At 58.8% G+C, this 18,549-nt stretch carries 4 protein-coding genes; 3 read left to right on the forward strand and 1 reads right to left on the reverse strand.

Features of this window, described 5'->3' with window-relative positions:
* Positions 1 to 12,813: an RHS repeat-associated core domain-containing protein gene (locus IB272_RS01995; protein ID WP_192444209.1), complete on the reverse strand. Its 12,813-nt coding sequence runs from the start codon at positions 12,811 to 12,813 to the stop codon at positions 1 to 3.
* Positions 12,814 to 13,609: 796 nt separating this feature from the next.
* Here IB272_RS01995 and IB272_RS02000 point away from each other — a divergent pair.
* From IB272_RS02000 to IB272_RS02010, 3 genes are read left to right on the forward strand one after another with little or no spacing between them, the layout of a single operon-like run.
* Complete coding sequence (locus IB272_RS02000; RefSeq protein WP_060584037.1) at positions 13,610 to 16,588, forward strand: AAA family ATPase; 2,979 nt, start codon at positions 13,610 to 13,612, stop codon at positions 16,586 to 16,588.
* Positions 16,589 to 16,594: 6 nt separating this feature from the next.
* Positions 16,595 to 17,761 carry a YcaO-like family protein gene (locus tag IB272_RS02005; protein ID WP_060584035.1) on the forward strand — a complete coding sequence of 389 codons (1,167 nt, stop codon included), beginning with the start codon at positions 16,595 to 16,597 and terminating at the stop codon, positions 17,759 to 17,761.
* A complete protein-coding gene (locus IB272_RS02010) occupies positions 17,751 to 18,509 on the forward strand; it encodes a TfuA-like protein (RefSeq protein ID WP_060584033.1) in 759 nt (252 codons plus the stop codon). Before IB272_RS02005 ends, IB272_RS02010 begins: the two co-directional genes overlap by 11 nt.
* Positions 18,510 to 18,549: the final 40 nt, after the last annotated feature.

Raw genomic sequence — 18,549 nt, forward strand, 5'->3', positions numbered from 1 at the left:
CTATTCCTTCGATCTAACCTGCTCTCTCTCCGCGTGCCTCAGAATTAGTTCAAGATTCTTGATCACGTCGTCAGAAATACGTCTCGAAATTCTCGTGCTTGCGCCATCGTTTCGCTTATAGCCTTCTAAACCTCGATTGTGCGCCGTTCCCGCCGCGCGTGGGGACAGGGATTGCATGAGCCCTTCCTGGTTTTTCTCCAGGTTTCTCGCCACTAGCTCAATTGCAGTTGGGACATTATTAACAATGCTCCACAACTCATCGAATTGCTTTTTGTCATCCAAATCAAGTCCGGTCAGCTCCGCAGCAAGCTCAAGCTGCATCTCACCAGGGCCAAATGACGTTTTTTTCCAGTCTTTACTTATTTTCATCTTAAGGAAAGATCCAATATTCTTTATATCCGCAAAAATTCCTTGTTCTTTTTCCTGATATACAATCGCCGCTATATTGATCGCACCAACCGTGGGATGCTTTTTCGCCGCCTGGAGAATGTCGGGCGCCATGTATTCAAGGCGCCGGTAGACTGAGGTATTGGGCGCGCCACTTGCTAACTTTGCTTGCATGCCATCGGGGTCGTGCAAAACCGTAGGTCGCAAATATGCATAGGCATAACTGCTAAGGTTTTGTGCTATGAATGCATCGTCCCCGGACCCGTCTACGAGATATCCTGCCATCATGGGGTCTGGGCTCAGCCATATGCCCAGATCACGACTATACGACCTCGCTCCGAATGACGAGAAGCTCGTGATCCGGTCGAGTTCCTTGCCATGGAAAGCCGAGATCGTTGCTGCGCCTGCGCGTCCACTCTCGGCGAGCCAATCAGTCGTCATTTCTAACCCGTAGGGACTATACTCGCGCCGACCGATCACGATCGAGTTCGCGTCATGCGCCTCACCATAGGCCGTAGCGCTAGCCGTCATTGAGCCGACCGCAAGATCTGAATGGATATAGGTGACGATCGGCGTCTCACTGTTATCGGACGGCGCATCCAGCGTAGCAGCCGGCAGACTGCCCTGCGCGAGCTGCACAGTGCCGCGATGGTCCAGGGTTTTGGCATAAAATGGCGTCAGGTAGACCGTCGCCGTGGCTGATTGTTCCTCATCATCCAGGGCTTGACCGGCGGCATCGATACGTGACCGATGAATGCGCAGGGCGCGATTACCACCCGCGTCATAGACATAGTCTTCACGCAGCCACTGCGCATTGCCCTTGGCGGTCTCATCGGCCACGCCTCGCACTCGGATCAATCGTCCTTCGGCGTCCCAGACCATCGCACGGTTTGTCAGCAGCCCATCACTTGCTTGCGACTTCGCCGCCCCAACCCGTGTCAAGCGGCCGATATCGTCATAGGCCAAGGACATATCCCGTCGGTTGTCGTTGGCGTAGAACTCGATTTTCTCCGGGGCATGAAGAGGGCGGTTGTCCGGCGTGTTCCGGTAATGATAACGCCAATCTCGCATCAATCTCGACGCCGAGGTACCCCTGCCCTCTATCAGCAACTTGCGGGTCGCAAAGCGGTGGCCCTCATCATAACTATAGCTGCCCTCGCTCGTAATACTGTCGCTGCGTTTGCGGATGGTAGCCGCGAATCCCGTCAGTCTGTTGACGGCATCGTAGCCGAAGCCAAACGCGCTTTCGTAATCCTCGCGCGGAAGCGCGCGGTTGGTGTAGGCGAGCACATTGCCGCCGCCATCATATTGATAGCCGTTGACCTGCACCGGCAGGACACCATCGCCGATAACACCTGCTGTCAAGGTCGCCAATTGGTTGAGCCGCAGGTCTTTCTCGTCATAACGATAGCCTGTAGCAGTCCCGTCCGCCGTCCAGCGGATGGACGGGCGTCCCAAGGCATCCTGAGCTGCGCTGATCAAAGGACGATCATTGAACAGAAGCTGAGCTACCGCACCATCGGGCGAATATTTGCGGCCGATGGTGAAACGTGCGATGCAGGTGTCGAGTCCTGCTTTAAAGCATGTCTCGTGCGGGTTGGATGGAGCGCTCTCGGAAAAGCGTTGTTGTACTAGGTCGCCGAAAGCGGTGTAGGAGTTCTGCAGTTCGTAGAATGCAACTTCCGGCAGATAGTCCTCGCTGGCTCCATCGCTGTGCTTTAGCCCGGCGCCCTGTAGAGGTGCAACCAGGGTGCGAACCTCCCGACCAGCAAGCCCGAGTTCATTGTAGGCAAAGCTGCGCGCGCCGCTTCGATCCGACACGATCGAGACCTTGCCAATGCAGTTGCCGCAGACCCTGCCGGTCACGTCGACAAATCTTCGATTGGCATCGTCGTTGGGCACGTAGCGAATTGGTTCAAGCAACTCGCCACTGACCGCTGCATGAGGATAGCTGTCGTGATAGTAACGGACCGTATCGCCACGGTCATCCTTCCCGCCCTGCTCCTCCAGAGAACGATAGTTTATCTCGATGAGCCGATCTCCGGCGTATCGATACGCCTTTTCGTTTGCAACCCGAAAGCTACTGCCACATGGCTTGCCCTGAGCCTCGAACTTGGAACCGCGCACCGAGATCAGAAGATTTAGGGGGTCATACTGATAGTTCGTGCATCCCGAGTTCGGCTCGTGCAGTTCACGCATTCGCCCAAGCAGATCATAGCGCACTTTGATATGGGCTCGAGCTTGCCCAGCCAGCGGATAGCTAACGTCAGTGAGCTGTTGCAGAGGATCGTAGGTATATGAAACCCTTACCGGCTGAATCGCCGTCGCAGTGGCGCTGCCGCTTTCATGAGGCCATTCAGATGCAGCAGACAATTCAATTTCAGAGCCGAGGGTATTGGCGACCGCCTCGATCTGATCACAGTCGCCCCAACTGAGTTTGTGGTCTCGGTCATAGGGCACAGCGAGGTCCGGAGCGGCTGCCGCCTGGCCTGACAGTGGATACAAACGGGACTGCTGTTCGAAAACTGTGCGCGTCAGGCCGCGGGCGTCGGACCAGGCCGCACTTGCACTGCAGCGTGGAGAAAGAGTCATTGCCTCAAAGCGAGCAAGCCTGGGCGAATTAGCAAGATTAGAAGCCGGCACCACGCGATAGCGATATTGCGTCGCGCCTCGCACCCGTCCTGCTGGAGTCGCTCCTTCCAATGCAAGACGCGATTCGACAAGGACCGGACGACCCGCGCCGTCATATGCGCTGCGCAACAACCATTCTGGCTTCACACTTGCAGATGCCAGACCGCTGAAACGCGGCGATGCCGTGACGGCACCCGGAATTGCAGCGGCGTAGGGCTCATATGACAAGAGCTCCCGCCCTATTCCGTCAATGGCACTAGCGGGAGTCGCGATTGCCGTCGCAAAAGCCTTGCAGCGCTGCATCAAACCCGTCGCGGGCGTCGACGAGGTACCGTCTTTCGTTACGTTCCTGGATCCGTCGATGAGTTGATCTGGAACATCGATGCAGACGTCGGCTTCACGCAAGTTCTGAATCGGTCGCCCATTGCCGTCCGCGAATTGTGCCGTCTCTCGAGTCGTTTTCCCGGTTTCGATGAGCCCAGAGTAACGGTCAGATGGCTCGAACCGCCGCAGATTGCTTCGCAACAGTCCGGCGCTCAGTCGCTCATAGTCTGCAAGCGCCAGGATTCGCCAATCGTCTGTCGCGAGAATCTCATCGGGTCCGCGTGTCTCATTGACGCTTTTGGCCATTGCTAAGCGCAGTTGTGGTGCGAAGGTTCGGTTTTCCCGTGGGGCATTGCCCCAACCGCGCGCGATAAGCCGCAGACGTCCCCAACGGTCCCAGTCGATCAGGATGGAATTGCCATTTACATCCCGCGTTTCAGCGAGCGCGCCGTGATGCGTGTCAACACGACTGGTCGAGGCGTGCGTCACTGCGGTGCGCCTTATAGGCTCCGGCAAAGTGCCGAGACCGAAGCTGCAGCGATCATAGTCTTCAAGATTGCCGGCAGTATCGCTTCCTGCTCCAGCCACATCCTCCACGCATCGGGTCAGAGTTCTGGTGGTCGCGGCGCGTCTGAATGGGTCTGACGTATAGTTGAACCGACGTTCGATCCATTCCTTACGCGCGGTTAGCGGCGAAACAGCGTGCGTGAGATTGCCGAACTCGTCATAGCCTATCAATTGGTGGTGCACGACAGCATCAAAGTCGGAGACACCATCGGGGAGTTCATCAATGTCTTCGTATGTCGCCCGCAAGGCGGCTTGAACAGTCGAATATCCGTCGCCAAGATGTTGCCGTAGTGTGTCCTTGTAGTTTTGACATAGCTGCGTGGAAACTGACACACCAGCCAAGGGATAGGTACAGACGTCGGTTAGGTTGCCGCGGCCATCTTCGGAATAGATCGCCTGCCTCATTCTCAGAACCGAAGACCGACCGCCCTGCTCTGGCCAAGCCCCTCTGAAGACAGCGAGTTGTTCGGCCAATCCAAGCAATGGATAGCCCAATTCTGGCCCTGCGATGGTAGCGCTTTGTCCTTGGCGAAGCGCGTAGCTGATCGACGCGTGTGACGACGTATCGGTCTCTGGCCTCCAGCCTTGATCTGCCTCTCCGACGCTGTTGAATGTCGCTACCTGGCCCCACTGATCGTAGTCAAACCCGACTTGCGAACGCAGCCGCGGAATAATCGCCTGCTCGGCATCAAGTGGCGAGACATTGCCGCCAAAAACTTCGAGACTTTCGAGCCTCTGGCGTCTGGAACCGCTTTGCTGCGCCCAGAAGGCTTGTTGCTCCCGCACAAACCCAGCGCGGCAAACATCGTCCTCAAGTTTCTTCGTGCATATGGAATCACCGCCCTGCTCGCAGATCCCACCGGGTCCGAGCAAAGGCTGGCTGCGCTCAAACTTCGAGCCGTCCCAAAGCGCGGGAAGTTTAGAGCCGGGTGTCTGCTGTCCCGGAGTCCAAGACCCAGATTGAAGGTTTGTCGGCAGTGGCACCGAACATTGGCCAGGATCCGCAACCGCTTGGTGATGGGTGAGGTATTCAATAGAATAGCCGAACTTGACAGTGGAGATGGCTTGTGGATCACCCGCTGGCGGATGCTTGTCATCCTTGCCCAGCGAACGGGAGTCAAAACCCTGTACTCGTTGCGCCATCACGACGCCCTGAGTCAGGAAATCTCTATTTGAAAAGCTCTGATCAATGAATTGCAGTTTTCGGTATCCGGCGCCTGCCAGATCTTCGGTTAGCCCCTCCTCATCTTCGAAAATCGCTAGGCAGCGCTGGCCCTCGCTCGCCAGATCGCATCCGAACGTGGTACTCGTTCGCCCGGCGAAACCGTAGAACTGACGTTCCGCCCTGTTAAAATAGCCCTTTTCATAATCGTAACGCGTGAGTGTGACGTCATCACCGTCATCGGCCAGCTCCTCATTTCCGATCGTCTGCCGTGGCTCAAAACCGTCGTAGCGCGCAACCTCCGTCAATGCCCATATTGGGCTGCCATTAGCCGCGCTTTCATTGCCAAATAAGCCATGGCTTAGCAGCAAACGCGATCCGGACGGATTTGTGACGCCCTTAAGAAGATGATATCTCGCTTCTGGATTATAGTGGACGGTAGCGACTTGGTCGCCCAACGACTGAAAAGTTCCACGGACCATGGCGAGATCCGGAAAGCCATCTCCGTTGATATCGCGAAGGTTCAGAAGCTCGCGCGTCTGGCCACGAGAATGCTTGGCACCGACATTAATGACGACCTTAACTACCCAGACATTAAAGCCATAGGTATAGAACCCGCCAGCGTCGACAATCGTTGTCTCGGTAAAGCTTGTGTCTTCTGGCTGGTGCTGCATTATCGTGTGCCAGCGGCCCTCACCAAAACCATTCCCAAGATTTGGAAAGACAAGCAGATTGCCGCCGCCGCCAGCCCGCTCCGCCGGGACCACAATATCGGGCCGCCCATCGCCAGTGAAGTCCATCAGCGCAGCCTTTGAACCGGCCCCGCGATGCGCCAGTCCCATACCGGCACCATAGCTGCCCGATTCCACGCTAAAGCCCAGCCTGACGCCAAATCCAGCAGAACGGTTTGTGTTGAAATGTTCGCCGGACACCGGAGCCCCACCGACTGTGACGTTGCCCGAGTCGGGAGACGAGACAATCGCGTTGCCCGCATTCAGTGAAAGCTCAAGGCCAGCGCCAACAGTTTTGCCTTTCAGCTTGTCGGCAAGGCCATCGCCATTGAAATCACGGAGCTCCGTGAAGTTCTCGTCATAGCCTTGCTCTTCATCAAGGCTGAAACTTGGGTCGAGCACGGCATCCGGAGAGCCGCTTTCCTTTGTTTTTGGTCCCCTCTGCCTGAAAACCGCGAATGTTGAAGGCGAAATCCCAATACCTTCGCCACTATTGACCGAGTTCCCGCCCTGATTCATACCTCCCGCGCCAAGTTCCGGCACCAGCGATGGCATGTTTTCCTCGACGCGGAAGTACTGCCACCAGTCTCGGCGCGACAGGCCAACAGGTGAGGTCAACTCGGCATGGCCATTACTGACAACTTCAGGATAGCCGTCGCCGTTCACATCAAGGTATGCAGTCGTCTGTTCGCGCTCAGTGTTGCTGCTACTTTTGTTGAAAAGCAGTGCGCCGGCATTGCGTGAAACAGTCCGCGACCGGCTCGCTTGGACCGGCGCATAGACGGGGATAGTCGCCCCTCTGTCTGGATGGTTGGGCCGGTTGGGATATTCGAGCGCGCGACCTTCCGACGCAAGGACAGGTTGTTTTGGGCAGGTCTCTGGCGGAACTCCGGTCGATGCAAGAACAGGATCGAGGCAAGCCAGGCGCTTATACGAGTCGAATTCGAAGAGAAACTGAGCTAGTGGGGGCCGTTCAAATCCGATCAAGGCAGACACTGAGTGCAGGCCTGCGCGTTCGGCCCTTTCCTTCAATATCGCTTCTTCGAGAAACACAGTGTCGTCCGGCCCTCTCCAGCAACTGGCCGTCGCATTCGGACGCGCGACGGAGCATTGTCCGATGCCGATGCGCGCAGCGTTTTCTTTCTCGACAAACGGCTCACCGCTGCCTGGATAGGGACCGCCATCCACCGGCCCCACGAACCGATGCTCGAGTGGGAAGGTCTCATAGCCCTTCAGGGCAAGGCTGCTTTGCCCCTTGCCCGAAAGATGGTTTTCACATTCGTCGAACTTCGGAGCGGATTCAGTTCCACAGTTTGATGAACTCTCAGCGTAAGCATTATCTGGCCCTTGCGAGGGCTCCTTATTCAAGTCGCCGAAGCGGAGCTGCGAGAATGCCGGAATAGTTTCGAGAGAACCATCCCGCGGCGCTCGACTCGCGAACATCGTCCAAAAGCCACCAATTTTTGCAACATTGGGCTCACGTCGGTAGAAGGCAAAATACTGGCTGGGTAACGTGACCGTAAGACCTTGCGGAAATGCCGGATCTTTCAAGACTTCGTTGAGAGCCGCAATATCCGGGGCCGATTTAGCTTTGATCTCGCTGACAAGGACATGATTCAGGCCAGCGCCTTCCAACAAAAAGCGGTCGGCGGCGACCTCGATTTCAGGCTGGAGCCTCAGGATTTCACGCCTTCTCTGGATAGAGTACTCGTTGGCGCGGAGGGTCTTCTGTGCATCGCTATAGGTGCGATATTGTGCGCCCAATAAGAGTTCCGCCCAGCCAAGCTGGCTCCAAGGGCGACACGTCTTTGGGAGCCTTCCGGATCCGGGCTGGAGTAGATTTGCAGGCGCCGTCGGACATTTGTACTCGGCTTGCATATCGAGCGGCAACGGATCTCCCGGACGAGGAAGGATGTCAGAAGGTGAACGCGGAATGAGGTGTCTTTGCTGAAGAAGGCCGTTCCCAGCATTGCCGCTGAGGACTGAAAACGCGCCACGCACCTTGGATTGGGGGTTGCCCTCATCGAGATCGATGACTTGCTCCACAGGCACGATCCGGACTTGGAACTCGACCAGATCCAATGGCCGTGCGCGGAACTCCAATACCCGATTACGGCCAATGAACTGGTTGTTTTCAAGAATTTCGTAGCGGACTGTGTACTTTGGGCGTTCCTTTTCGTCGGGGACATACTTCTGTGCTGGCGTGATGTCGGAGGCCTCGAACAGGCAGTCCTGCTTGGACTCCATCTGCCAACCGGTCTCGTAAAGCGGAAAATTGCGCTCGCATACGGGCGGCATCCCTGACGACATGATGCTGTTCGAGAATGCTACAGCACGGCCCGAGCGCTTATTGGTCGATATGCGCTGAAGGACATCTCCGGTATCGGGATCGCCGGCGGCGCCCTTTGGATAGAAATAAGCCTTGACACCTATCGGCTTGCCGTCGCTTCCTAACTGCACCCCGGTCGTGCCATAGTTGCCCATGCAGGTGTTCGGCGTCATGGGCCGGCATGGGTCGTCGATGGTCTTTGCTCCGGTAAGTTCACTGAACTCGGTTGGCTCTCCATTCACCGTGGCAGCCAGCTCGATCCGGAACGCCGCAGCCGTGCTCGAACTCAGGGGCGAGACCATCCGCCGAAGGTTTGCCGCCCTGTCCTTCCCAATAAGATCTTCAAAGTCCTGCATCGAGAAATTCGTTAGCAGGCGGTAGGCGCAATCCGGAATGCGGCGGCCGGGCTCGTCAACGATTGGTACGGGCAGGGGCGAAGCCGTCTTGCCGAGCATGTTGCAATCGAGCGGGTTGACCTTGATCGGAAGGCGATAACCGCGGCGGGTGAGCCTGTGTTCATCTGTCAGAAACTGGTCGCCCAGGTTGAGGCTTTCCATCACCCTCTTGAGCAGTGTCTCCGCGCTCGAAATCCGTTCCTCATAGGGCAGATTACGCAGCAGAACCGGCAAATTCAGGCTGTCGGTAACACCGGCGTCTGGGGCCTTGTTTCCTGTAAATCTTGCCTTCGCGTATTCTCCCTTGGCGGTCGCGCAGCGTGTGGCATAGGCCTTTGCCTTATCGTTCCAATGATCGAGGTAGCCTTCGGAATAAGGCGGGGCGTGGCTGGCGAAGCTGTCGCGCAGATAGGTCAGAATTTCGTCGGAGAACCGGCATAGTTCAAGGGTCTGCCGGATGCGCGTAAAATTGACTGTCTGGCGCTCAAGATCCATCATCGTGCTGAAGTTGATAATCTCCGCCTGCGGATCACCCTCATTCATGTCGATGTCGGGATTCTCAAACGCGGCGAATTCGACCCGGAAATAGTCCGTGTCCTGCTGCCCCATCGCGATCGGCAAATAGACAAGACTGTAGCGCTTGATGTCCGCGCCAGGCGCCTTTGCCATACTGTCCTGATGGTCGGGCTTGGCTAGAACAGTTCGGACGTGGGGCGGGATTTGCCACACGACGTTCTGAAGCGTCGAATCTATGTTGCGTGCTACTAGGCCCCGTCCGACTTTGTGTTCCACCAAGAGGCGGGATGCGACCGCGAAATGCGCGTCCGTCGCTGCTATAAAGGCCAAGCAGTCAGCGTCGCCGACCGGGCACTGCGGCGCCAAGGCGACGATGCAAGTTTCACTCGATTCGGCTGCGCACTGCTTTGATACGTCCAGGCGGTAAATGGGGCGCAGCGTATCGATCGGTGTCGGCCCCAAATCTTGGCCGGCCATGCCTGTCTGAGTGCTCGGCTTGGGTATGTGGCGCGCAAGAACTTCGAAGCTGACGGCATAGTTCTGCGTCAGCCACCTCGGGATCGAGAATTGTCCGTGGAAAGTTCTTTCTATTCCGGTCGCCAGTTCAACAGCTCGGTTGGGTGAGGAGGAAAGAGCGCCCGCGCGCAGGTCAAATACATATGGAGACAATTGTGCAAGCGCACAGCTTCCCGGAGGAGCACCTTGCTGCCCAAGGTTCCAGTTGCAAGGAAGACGCCGGAGCAACCCTTGTGAGTCTCCGCTTTGCGCAATTGAAAATGCCGGGTCCTTCTCAACATCCGCATACCGGATTACGGCGCGCGGCTTCAGCCATTTGGCGAAATGCGGGTGCACCGAGTAAGTCAGATAGAGGACGTCGCCAGTGCGTACGCTAATCCGTTTCTTGGCGCCGTCCGTCGGCCTGCATCGGTCGTCAAAGGGATATGCCTCGTCACCGATCTCGATGGATCCCCGTTTCTTCTCTTTTTTGCCGCCGTCACCAGACACCAGCTTGTCCACCAAGGATTCGTCGAAACAGATATCAACTGTGCCTTTGTCGCGCCTATAGAGGGAAACTCGCATCCGGCCCGGAGAGGTCCGGACGAAACTGAACTCCTCGGCGGGACGGGTGTATTGCGCCTGATAAGGTTCGGAGTAGGGCCGATGGCAGAACTCTTTCTCCGGCCATGCGGCGCAGTTATAGGCATAGCTCTTGTATGCCTCGACCTCTTCGAATAGCGCCTCAAAGGCAGCGGAACCGAATTTGGGATCCACACCTGCAAGCGGTATCTCTCCCGCTTCAACGTCACCGCGCTCGAACAACCCACCAAGTGTAATGGCTCCGTCTAGCGGCGCCTCCCAAGCCAAGGTCGTCTGGCTGTAATCCAATGTTTGAAGTTGGCTCGCTGTCGCCTCGAGACGCGACTCGATTTCGAGAATCGTCGCCCGAAGGTCCTGAGGCAGCCGTTTTTCAGCCTCTTCCATCCGGGCGCCGCCCGGCAAGGGCGGCGTGAGCGCGCTGTTGGGCGCGAAGCGAACTGTGCGCTTCTTAACAGTCTCACCGTTGACGGTTTCGTCCTCGACGGTTTCGCCCAAGCCGTAATAGATCTGCCCGTATGCGGCGAGGTCGATCAGGCCGTCGGCATCGCGATGAGTGAAGTAAATATAGGTGTCGTTCTTCGAACGGTTGATGCCGACGCCCGCGAAGACCGAGCCATAGGCCGTGACCTCGGCGCCTGCGCTGAAGGTCGAGGTGCTCGATAGCGCAAGGTCCGAAATGCCTTCGATCCAGCCGCACCGCTCCACAGGGTATGATACAAAATGAGTGTGAGGGTGCCGCAATCCGCCGCAATAGCGCAGACGCCCATCTTGGCGCGCCACGACATCGTCGATACCGTCGCCTGTCACGTCAACAAGCATCGAGTTTGTTTCTGACTTGGTGAAATTCTGGCCGCCCTTGAAGCCGCCAGAGATCGGCTTGACGCTGGTATCGCCTGCTGGACCCACGCCGAGGAAAGCTGAAGCACCTGTCTCCTCGATCCGGCCCGTGCCGAGCAGAGATTGGCGCGTCAGTCGGTCGAAACCCAACCCGTTCAAGAGGTCAGACGGAAAACCGATCGCTCCCCCAGGCGCGACTTCCGGGAAATCGCCCAACTTGGCGATCGGTTGTGGCGCGGACCATGGGCGCGAGCATAAGCCTTTCTCGGAAGACCCGTAGCTTTCGCCGTTATAGTTGAAGGTGAATACCTGGCCTTTGTCCGTCGAGACTTGGTCATAGCGCGGGTTGCCGTTCACCTTGTAAGTCTTCAAAACGACGTCGTAGTTCATGCAAGGGTTGTCGCCCTTCGACAGGCCGAATTCATGTGTCGAATAGTCGACCTGATCGCTCGAAGCTGTCGAGGCAAGCCAAAGATTACCTTTGTCAGGGCGGTACTTGACGGCGATGCTTTTCAGCCAGTGTTGGTGACCACGAAGGAACCCCATCCGCCCATCGCTGTTTTGGCGGAGTTGATCCCGCTCCTCCCATTCGAATAGGACCTGCGTTTCGCCGCTTCTATCACTCGGCTGGTAGCTCTGATCAAACGTTTTGCTGTACTCAACTTCGGCGAGCCGAAGCGCGGCGCTGCATGACGCCGGAAGTCCCGCGATGCAGGCTCGTCCGCCGTTATCCGTCTGATGGTACCGATAACTGGTGCCGCTACGGGCCGGCTGATTGTCATACTCCTGAGTCAAACCCCATTGGCCGATAACGTTGCGCGTCACATTGCCAGAGAAAGATGCCTTCCCGCGTAGAAGGCCATTGCCGTCTTTGGCCACTTGCGGCGGAGCGGTTTTTGAGTGGAATTCGCCCCCATAGAGCCGTGTTACATGGCTCGTTGGATTCCATGCTTCCCAGAAATAATTCGACGGATTATCGCCGTATCGGCGGATGATTAGTGGATTCGAACTGTCGCGGAGGCGGAAAAAACGGACACCATCTTTGACGCGCCGTACGATCGGCCCACCCTTGTACAATGGAGCGATGTCTGTGCCCTTACCGTCAAGCGCAATTAAGTCCATCCCGTCAAGGACATAATCCTCCGTCTCGAACTCCGGATGATAGATCGGCGCGGGTCCACGAACCTCGACTGCGCTGAATGAAAGATCCCATCCTCTACCGAGAACACCGGCTACCCCATTAGAACTGTAAGTTACGGAAAAGCTCGGGCCAGGCCCGCGCGATGGCCGCAACAGCATCGGGAGCTTGGCGCCGTAGGCGCCTTTACTGTCTGGTTCAGTTCCATCGATCGAAAGATAGCCGTCCGTTGCGCTAACCTGATCGAGGGGCGCGATCAGCGAAGACGGTGTGTTGCTGGCCGGCTCACTCTGAAGGGTTTCGCTCTGTGCAATAACGCCGACGATGATACGCTGATAGTGCTCGGCTAGCGTGGCGTACGCCTTTTGGGCATCCCTTGTGGCTGGCAAGTAGGCCTTTGCCTCAGTCCAATGGCCATGTACCGGATTGAACACGAAGACGGACGGGTTGCCGACCGCCTCGGAGGGTGGTTTGCCGGAGTGGTGAATTGCGACCGCAAGTCCAGCTCCCGGACTTCCCGTTGCCAGACCCGGTTTGGAGACGCCAGCACTGTTCGTCACAGCAGCTACTTCAAACGAAGCGCACTCGCTCTTCTTTGTCTTAGTCAGGTTGAGTAGACGTACATTGCGCCCATAAATTGCCTCGTCCACCTTGAGCGGCGGCGTATTTTCTTGCGCGAAGCAGTCAATCCTAGCCAAGACCGGCTCGCTTCCAGCCTGCGGCCCAGAAAGTCTAAGTTCAATATCGGCCAGATGGATAGAACTGCTGTTCCCGTCCAATATTACTGTTGTTGACCATATTACATCTCTTTGTGATGTATCATGATGAACAGTAATTTGTTCTTCGGCAACGCCGGGTCTCGCTTGAAATGTTGCTAAGATAGTCTGTAGCGCAAACAGACCAGCATAGAATAGCGATACTGCCCCTCTCCGCATCACCATCACCCCTTTTCCCCATATTCAACCTAGGGCAGTGTAGTTTAAGAGTCGAGTCTCTCTTTTATTTTTATATCTGCTTTAAGCAGCAGTCAGCCAGCTCCGGGACGGTGACTCTACCTTCCAACGCCCGGTAAAGCCGCGCAGAGCCGTTTTCAGGACCGAACATTCTATGTCCTTGTGCCGACTGCGGAAATAATTACCGCTCCGGCGCCCCGTTGACTGATGCCCAAAGCTAGGGCACAAAGGTGGCATCCACGGTCGCTCGCGATTGGAAAACAGAGGGAATTTCAAGGATAATCCACTAAGCCCTTGAAATCATGTGAGAATCCAGGTTCCCCAGCCAATCTTCTCTCTTCAATTCCTTGATTTTCAGATCGCGCTGGATGTCGCTTTGACACCATTGGCGGCCCGATACGGCGCCGAATTCCCTGCGCACCATAAGCTCCGTCACCTCTGAGGTAGGAATATTAGGATATTCTGCCCCATGGTCGCTTGCCTATGCGTGGCAAATGGAGTGGGATGTGGTCAACTCGGCTGACGTTGGGCGATGGCGAGAATGAAGGGGTCCGATTCGCAAATTCAGCTCGGCGGCGAAAGGCGCCAGGTGACGGCGGTTTTCTACGATATCGTCGGTTCGACCGAGCTGTTGCTCAGCAACGACCCGGAGAAATACCTCCGCTCCATCGCCAGTCTCCACAACAGTTCGGAAGACATCATTCGTCGCCATGGGGGCAATCTTAGCCGGCGGCTTGGCGACGGCGGATGCGGCTACTTCGGCTATCCGGCGCAGGTCGAGGACGCAGCCGAAATGGCCGTCCAGGCGGCTCTGGAGCTCATTGAGATGGCGACCCGGCAAAGCCACCGCCCGCGCACGGTACCCTTCAAGTTGCGCGTCGGCGTCGCAACCAGCGTCGTCGTCCTCTCCTCCGACGGCAAGGATATTGTCGGCACCGCGCCGATACTGGCGGCGCGGCTTCAGGCGGAAGCGCAGCCTGATACGGTCCTTGTTGCCGAGGCAACCTACCAGCTCACCCGAAACAGGTTCGACTATACTTTCTTGCGCGACGCCGCTCTCAAGGGCTTCTCTGAACCGTCGGCGCTGTGGCAGCCTCTTGCCAGAAGCCCCGGATCTCTCCGCGACCGGTCGAACCCGGCGCGCGGCGCGCCGATGGGCGGGCGCGAGAAAGAGCTGGCGCGGCTCACGATCGAGTGGAACGCCGCATGCAGCGGCACTGGCAGATCGGTCGCCGTGACCGGTGAAGCAGGTATCGGCAAGTCCCGGCTCGTCGCCGAACTGCGCCGCTCGCTCGGGCGCGAAAACGATGCCGATATTCTTCTGCAATGCGATGCACGGATGACCGGCGAGCCCATGCAGCCGCTGATCGGCTTTCTGGAAGCAAGCGTGGGAAAGGATGTCCTGCAGCGCGGCAACGCACCGCAGCTGCGGGAGGCCCTGCACGGCATCGGGCTTCCCGTCGATGAGCGCGCGGCGCGCGCGATCGCCACGTTTACCGGCGGCGATTCGCGACGCAAGGCCGGCAATATCCAGGTTGCCGATCTCTCCGGCGAGGCGTTCCGAAAGGATGTCATCCGGGCGGCCGTGCAGATCCTGTGCGCCGGCGAGGCGGCCAAGCTCATCGTGATCGAGGACGTGCACTGGGCCGACAGCATGACCCTGACGATGCTCGAGCACCTGGTGAGCCACGCTCGCCATCGTCCGGTTCTCGTGGTCCAGACCTCGCGTGGACCGACGGCGGTTGCAGCCGCCGAAAGCCTGCCCCTCCAAGGCCTCGGAACCGCGGCGATGAAGAGCCTGGTCGCCTCCGTATGGGGCGGCGCGCCACCCGCAGGCCTGGTGTCCTTCATTCTGCAGCAATGCGACGGACTGCCGCTTTATGCCAAGGAGCTCGCGCTTCTGCTTCGCACCCGGCATTCCGTCGCGCCTGCCGCCGCCAGCTGGACGAAGCTGCTCGTCGAAGAAGGCGTTTCGTCGCTGAACGATCTCCTAGCCGTCAAGCTTGCGAAGGTTGGAAGCGCCCGCCGCGTCGCCCAACTGGCAAGCGTCATCGGCAGGGAGTTCAGCGTCAGCCTGCTCAATCGGCTGCTCGATGGCGCAGCTGCAGCCTCGCTCGAAGCGGACCTTGCCGCACTCGTCGCGCATGGCGTGATCGAACAAGGCGCCACATCCAACGACGCCTTCCAGTTCCGCCACGTGCTGCAGCACGAGGCGACGTATGGCAGCCTGCTTCGCACCGACCGGCGCAGGTTCCACAAACGCATCGCCCAATTGCTAAGCGAGGAGGACGTGCCGAGCGTGCCGCCAGCCGTGGCCGCCTGGCAATGCGCCGAAGCTGGCCTCCATCTCCAGGCGGCGCAATTTGCAATGAAGGCGGCGGAGGCGTGCGTCCTGCGATCGGCGATGCGCGAGGCCCGCCAGTCGCTCGATCTTTGCGCCCGCGAGATCGCGGCGATGCGGCGGCACGTGGATCGCCGTCAGTTCCTGCTGGACCTGCTGCAGCTTCAGGGCGTCGTGGCGACGGCGCTCGAGGGCGAAGGGTCGCAACTGGCCCGCCGGACCTACGCGCGCGCCATTTCACTGCTCAAGCGCGACGGCTCTGCCAACCGCGAAGAGCGCCTGCCGCTCTATTGGGGCTGGTGGTTCACCGCTCCGAACATTTCTCTGCAACAATCGCGGGCGCGCGTGCTGGTGAGCGACATGGAGGGCGCCCGGGATCCCGAAACGCGGCTTCAGGCTTATCATTGCGGCTGGGCGACGAGCTTCCATGCAGGCCATCACGACTACTGCCTGGACTGCGTCGGCAAGGGCATCGCCCTATATGACGCGGAACGGGCGCTTCGCAATCGCGCCTTCTACGGCGGCCACGACGCCAAGGTCTGCGGCCTTGGCGAAAGCGCCTTGTCCTACCTTCTGACGGACGCACACGAACCGAGCGAGGCGGCCATCCGGCAATGCCTGGAGTGGGCCGACAGGACGGAGCATGTCGGCAGCATGGTGCATGCGCTCTACTACGGAATCGTGTTGCGCCGCTGCCAGCAGCGATATGAAGACGTGCACAGCCTCGGCGAACGCATGCTGGCGCTCGCCGACGAAAATGGCCTGGTGGCGAGCCAGGCGCGCGCCAATATGTATTGCGGCTGGGCGGAAGCCATGGCCTCGTCACCGGAGCGGGGCGCTGCGCGCTTCGAGGAAGGGCTGCGCCTCCAGAAGCTCACGGGGACCGACGACAATCTGTCGATCCACAGCGACATGCACTCCGAGATCCTGGAACGCATGGGAGATCCCGGAGCGGCGGTCGTCCCGATCGAGAACGCCATCGCGCTTGGCCGCAAGAGCGGCCAATGGTTCTGGCTTGCGGAGCTCTACCGGCGAAGGGCGCATCTGCGGCTGGCGCTCGGCGACGCTCCTGCGCGGGCACGGCGCGACCTGCGATATGCCTTGCAATCGGCCGAGACGCAGGGCGCCGAATGGCTGGCCAAGCGCGCCGGGCACGATTTGCGACATCACTTCGGCTAGTCGGCGATGGCGAGCGTTTCGTTCCAGGACCGATCGCTCGAGGGCGTGCTGAACGCCCCCTCCCCAGCCCCTCCCGACACCTGGCAAACCGTGGAGAAAATTCTCGCCCTCCGACGGGATTTCGGGATCACCCGCCTCGGATCGGTAACCGGGCTCGATCGGATCGGCATACCGGTCGTGCAGGTGGTCCGCCCGGCCTCGCGCTCGGTTTCGGTCAATCAGGGCAAGGGCCTCAGCTATGCCCAAGCCGCCATTTCCGGCCTGATGGAATCGCTTGAAGGATGGGCATCGGAGCGCATACCGGCCGAGCGCGTGTGGCGGGCCAGCCTTGCGGACATGAATGCCGACGGGATGTGGTCGCATCTCCATCCAGCTGCAACGCCGCGGGCCGACAGCCACGCTCTCGCCTGGATTTCAGGCTGGGATCTGATCTCCGGCTCTTTCCGGCCCGTGCCGCTGGCGGCGGTCGACACAAATTACGTCATCCCCTCTCCGCATCCGCACTGGCTTCAACGCAACACCACCGGGCTTGCCGCAGGCACGAGCCTGCAGCAGGCACTGATTCACGGCTGCCTTGAGATCCTCGAACGCCACGCGCATCATCTGGCCACGAGGAGGCCGCACTTCTTCGATCGCTACCAGATCGGCGTCGACACCATTGGCCGGGGCAAATCCGGTGAAATCCTTGACCGGCTGCGCCAGGCGGGGCTGGCTGCAGGCGTATGGGCGTTACCAAGCCCGAGTGGCCTGCCCGCCTATTGGTGTCATGTCATGGAAGACCCGGCGCGGGTTCCGCTGGCCCCCTTGCCGGCGTCTGGCTTCGGCTGCGACATCGATCATGACCGCGCCCTTGGCAAGGCTCTTCTCGAGGCGTGCCAGTCGCGCCTCGGCGCCATCGCCGCGACCCGGGAAGATGTGATCGGCCGCTTCTACGCCCCACCGGAACGAAGCGAACTGATCGCCTGGTTCGAAACCCTGTCGCGCGGCGGTCTGCCCTTTCCCGAAAACGAGCCTGCGCACGGGGGCGAAAACCCGTTGCCGGCCATTCTCGAGGCGATGGTCGCCGCTGGTGTCAAAGCGGTCGTCGTCGTGGTCCTGTTCTCGGACGAAGCGCTCCCTCTGCATGTGGTCAGGGTGGTTGCCCCGCCCCTGGAGGTGAGCATTGAGGAGTGAACCGATCGTCTTCCTCGGACCAACGCTGAGTGCCGCCGAGGCGCGAGCACAGCTCGATGCGACCTATCTTCCGCCCGCCGGGCAGGGGGACGTCGTGCGCGCCGTGCTGAAACATCGCCCGGCGGTGATCGCGATCATCGATGGCGAGTTTGCGCAGCGGCCGGCGGTCCGGCACAAGGAGATCCTCTGGGCCTTGGCAAAGGGCGTGTATGTCTGCGGCGCATCCAGCATGGGCGCCGTCCGCGCGGCGGAACTCAGCGACGAAGGGATGATCGGCTATGGCTTCGTCTACCGTTGGTATCGGCGCACGAGGCTTGCCGACGACGCCGACGTCGCTGTGGCGATGGCGCCGCCCGAACTGGGTTCAAGAGCTCTCACCGAAGCCCTCATTGACATCAGACTGACACTGAAACAGTCTGAACGAAGGGGCATCATCACACACGAACTGCGCGTTGCACTCGAACAGGCGGCACGATCGCTTCATTATTCCGAGCGCAGCTACAGCACCATCCTCGACAGTGTCAGGAATAATAACAACGACCCTGATATTGAGCGATTAAGACGTCATCTCGCAATCGGATTACCGAGACAGAAGAAACTTGACGCAATCGAACTACTAAAGGCGATCTCCACCTTTAAACTTCGGCGCAAAGGCCCGGACAAGAGCAACGCGTTCGAGATGACCGAGGCTTTTGCATACGATCTTCAATACGCTGAGCTGCTCGATGAAATATTCCGAGCGGATTAGTCCGAACAAGTTAATCGAATTTTACAATCACAGGTGATAA

It is taken from the genome of Ensifer sp. ENS08 (assembly GCF_014852195.1).
GTDB classification, from domain to species: Bacteria; Pseudomonadota; Alphaproteobacteria; order Rhizobiales; family Rhizobiaceae; genus Ensifer; species Ensifer adhaerens.

Excerpts from the sequence above, each read along its gene's own strand:
- IB272_RS02000 (WP_060584037.1), top strand. The coding sequence starts at position 13,610 with ATGAAGGGGTCCGATTCGCAAATTCAGCTCGGCGGCGAAAGGCGCCAG.
- IB272_RS02005 (WP_060584035.1), top strand. The coding sequence starts at position 16,595 with ATGGCGAGCGTTTCGTTCCAGGACCGATCGCTCGAGGGCGTGCTGAAC.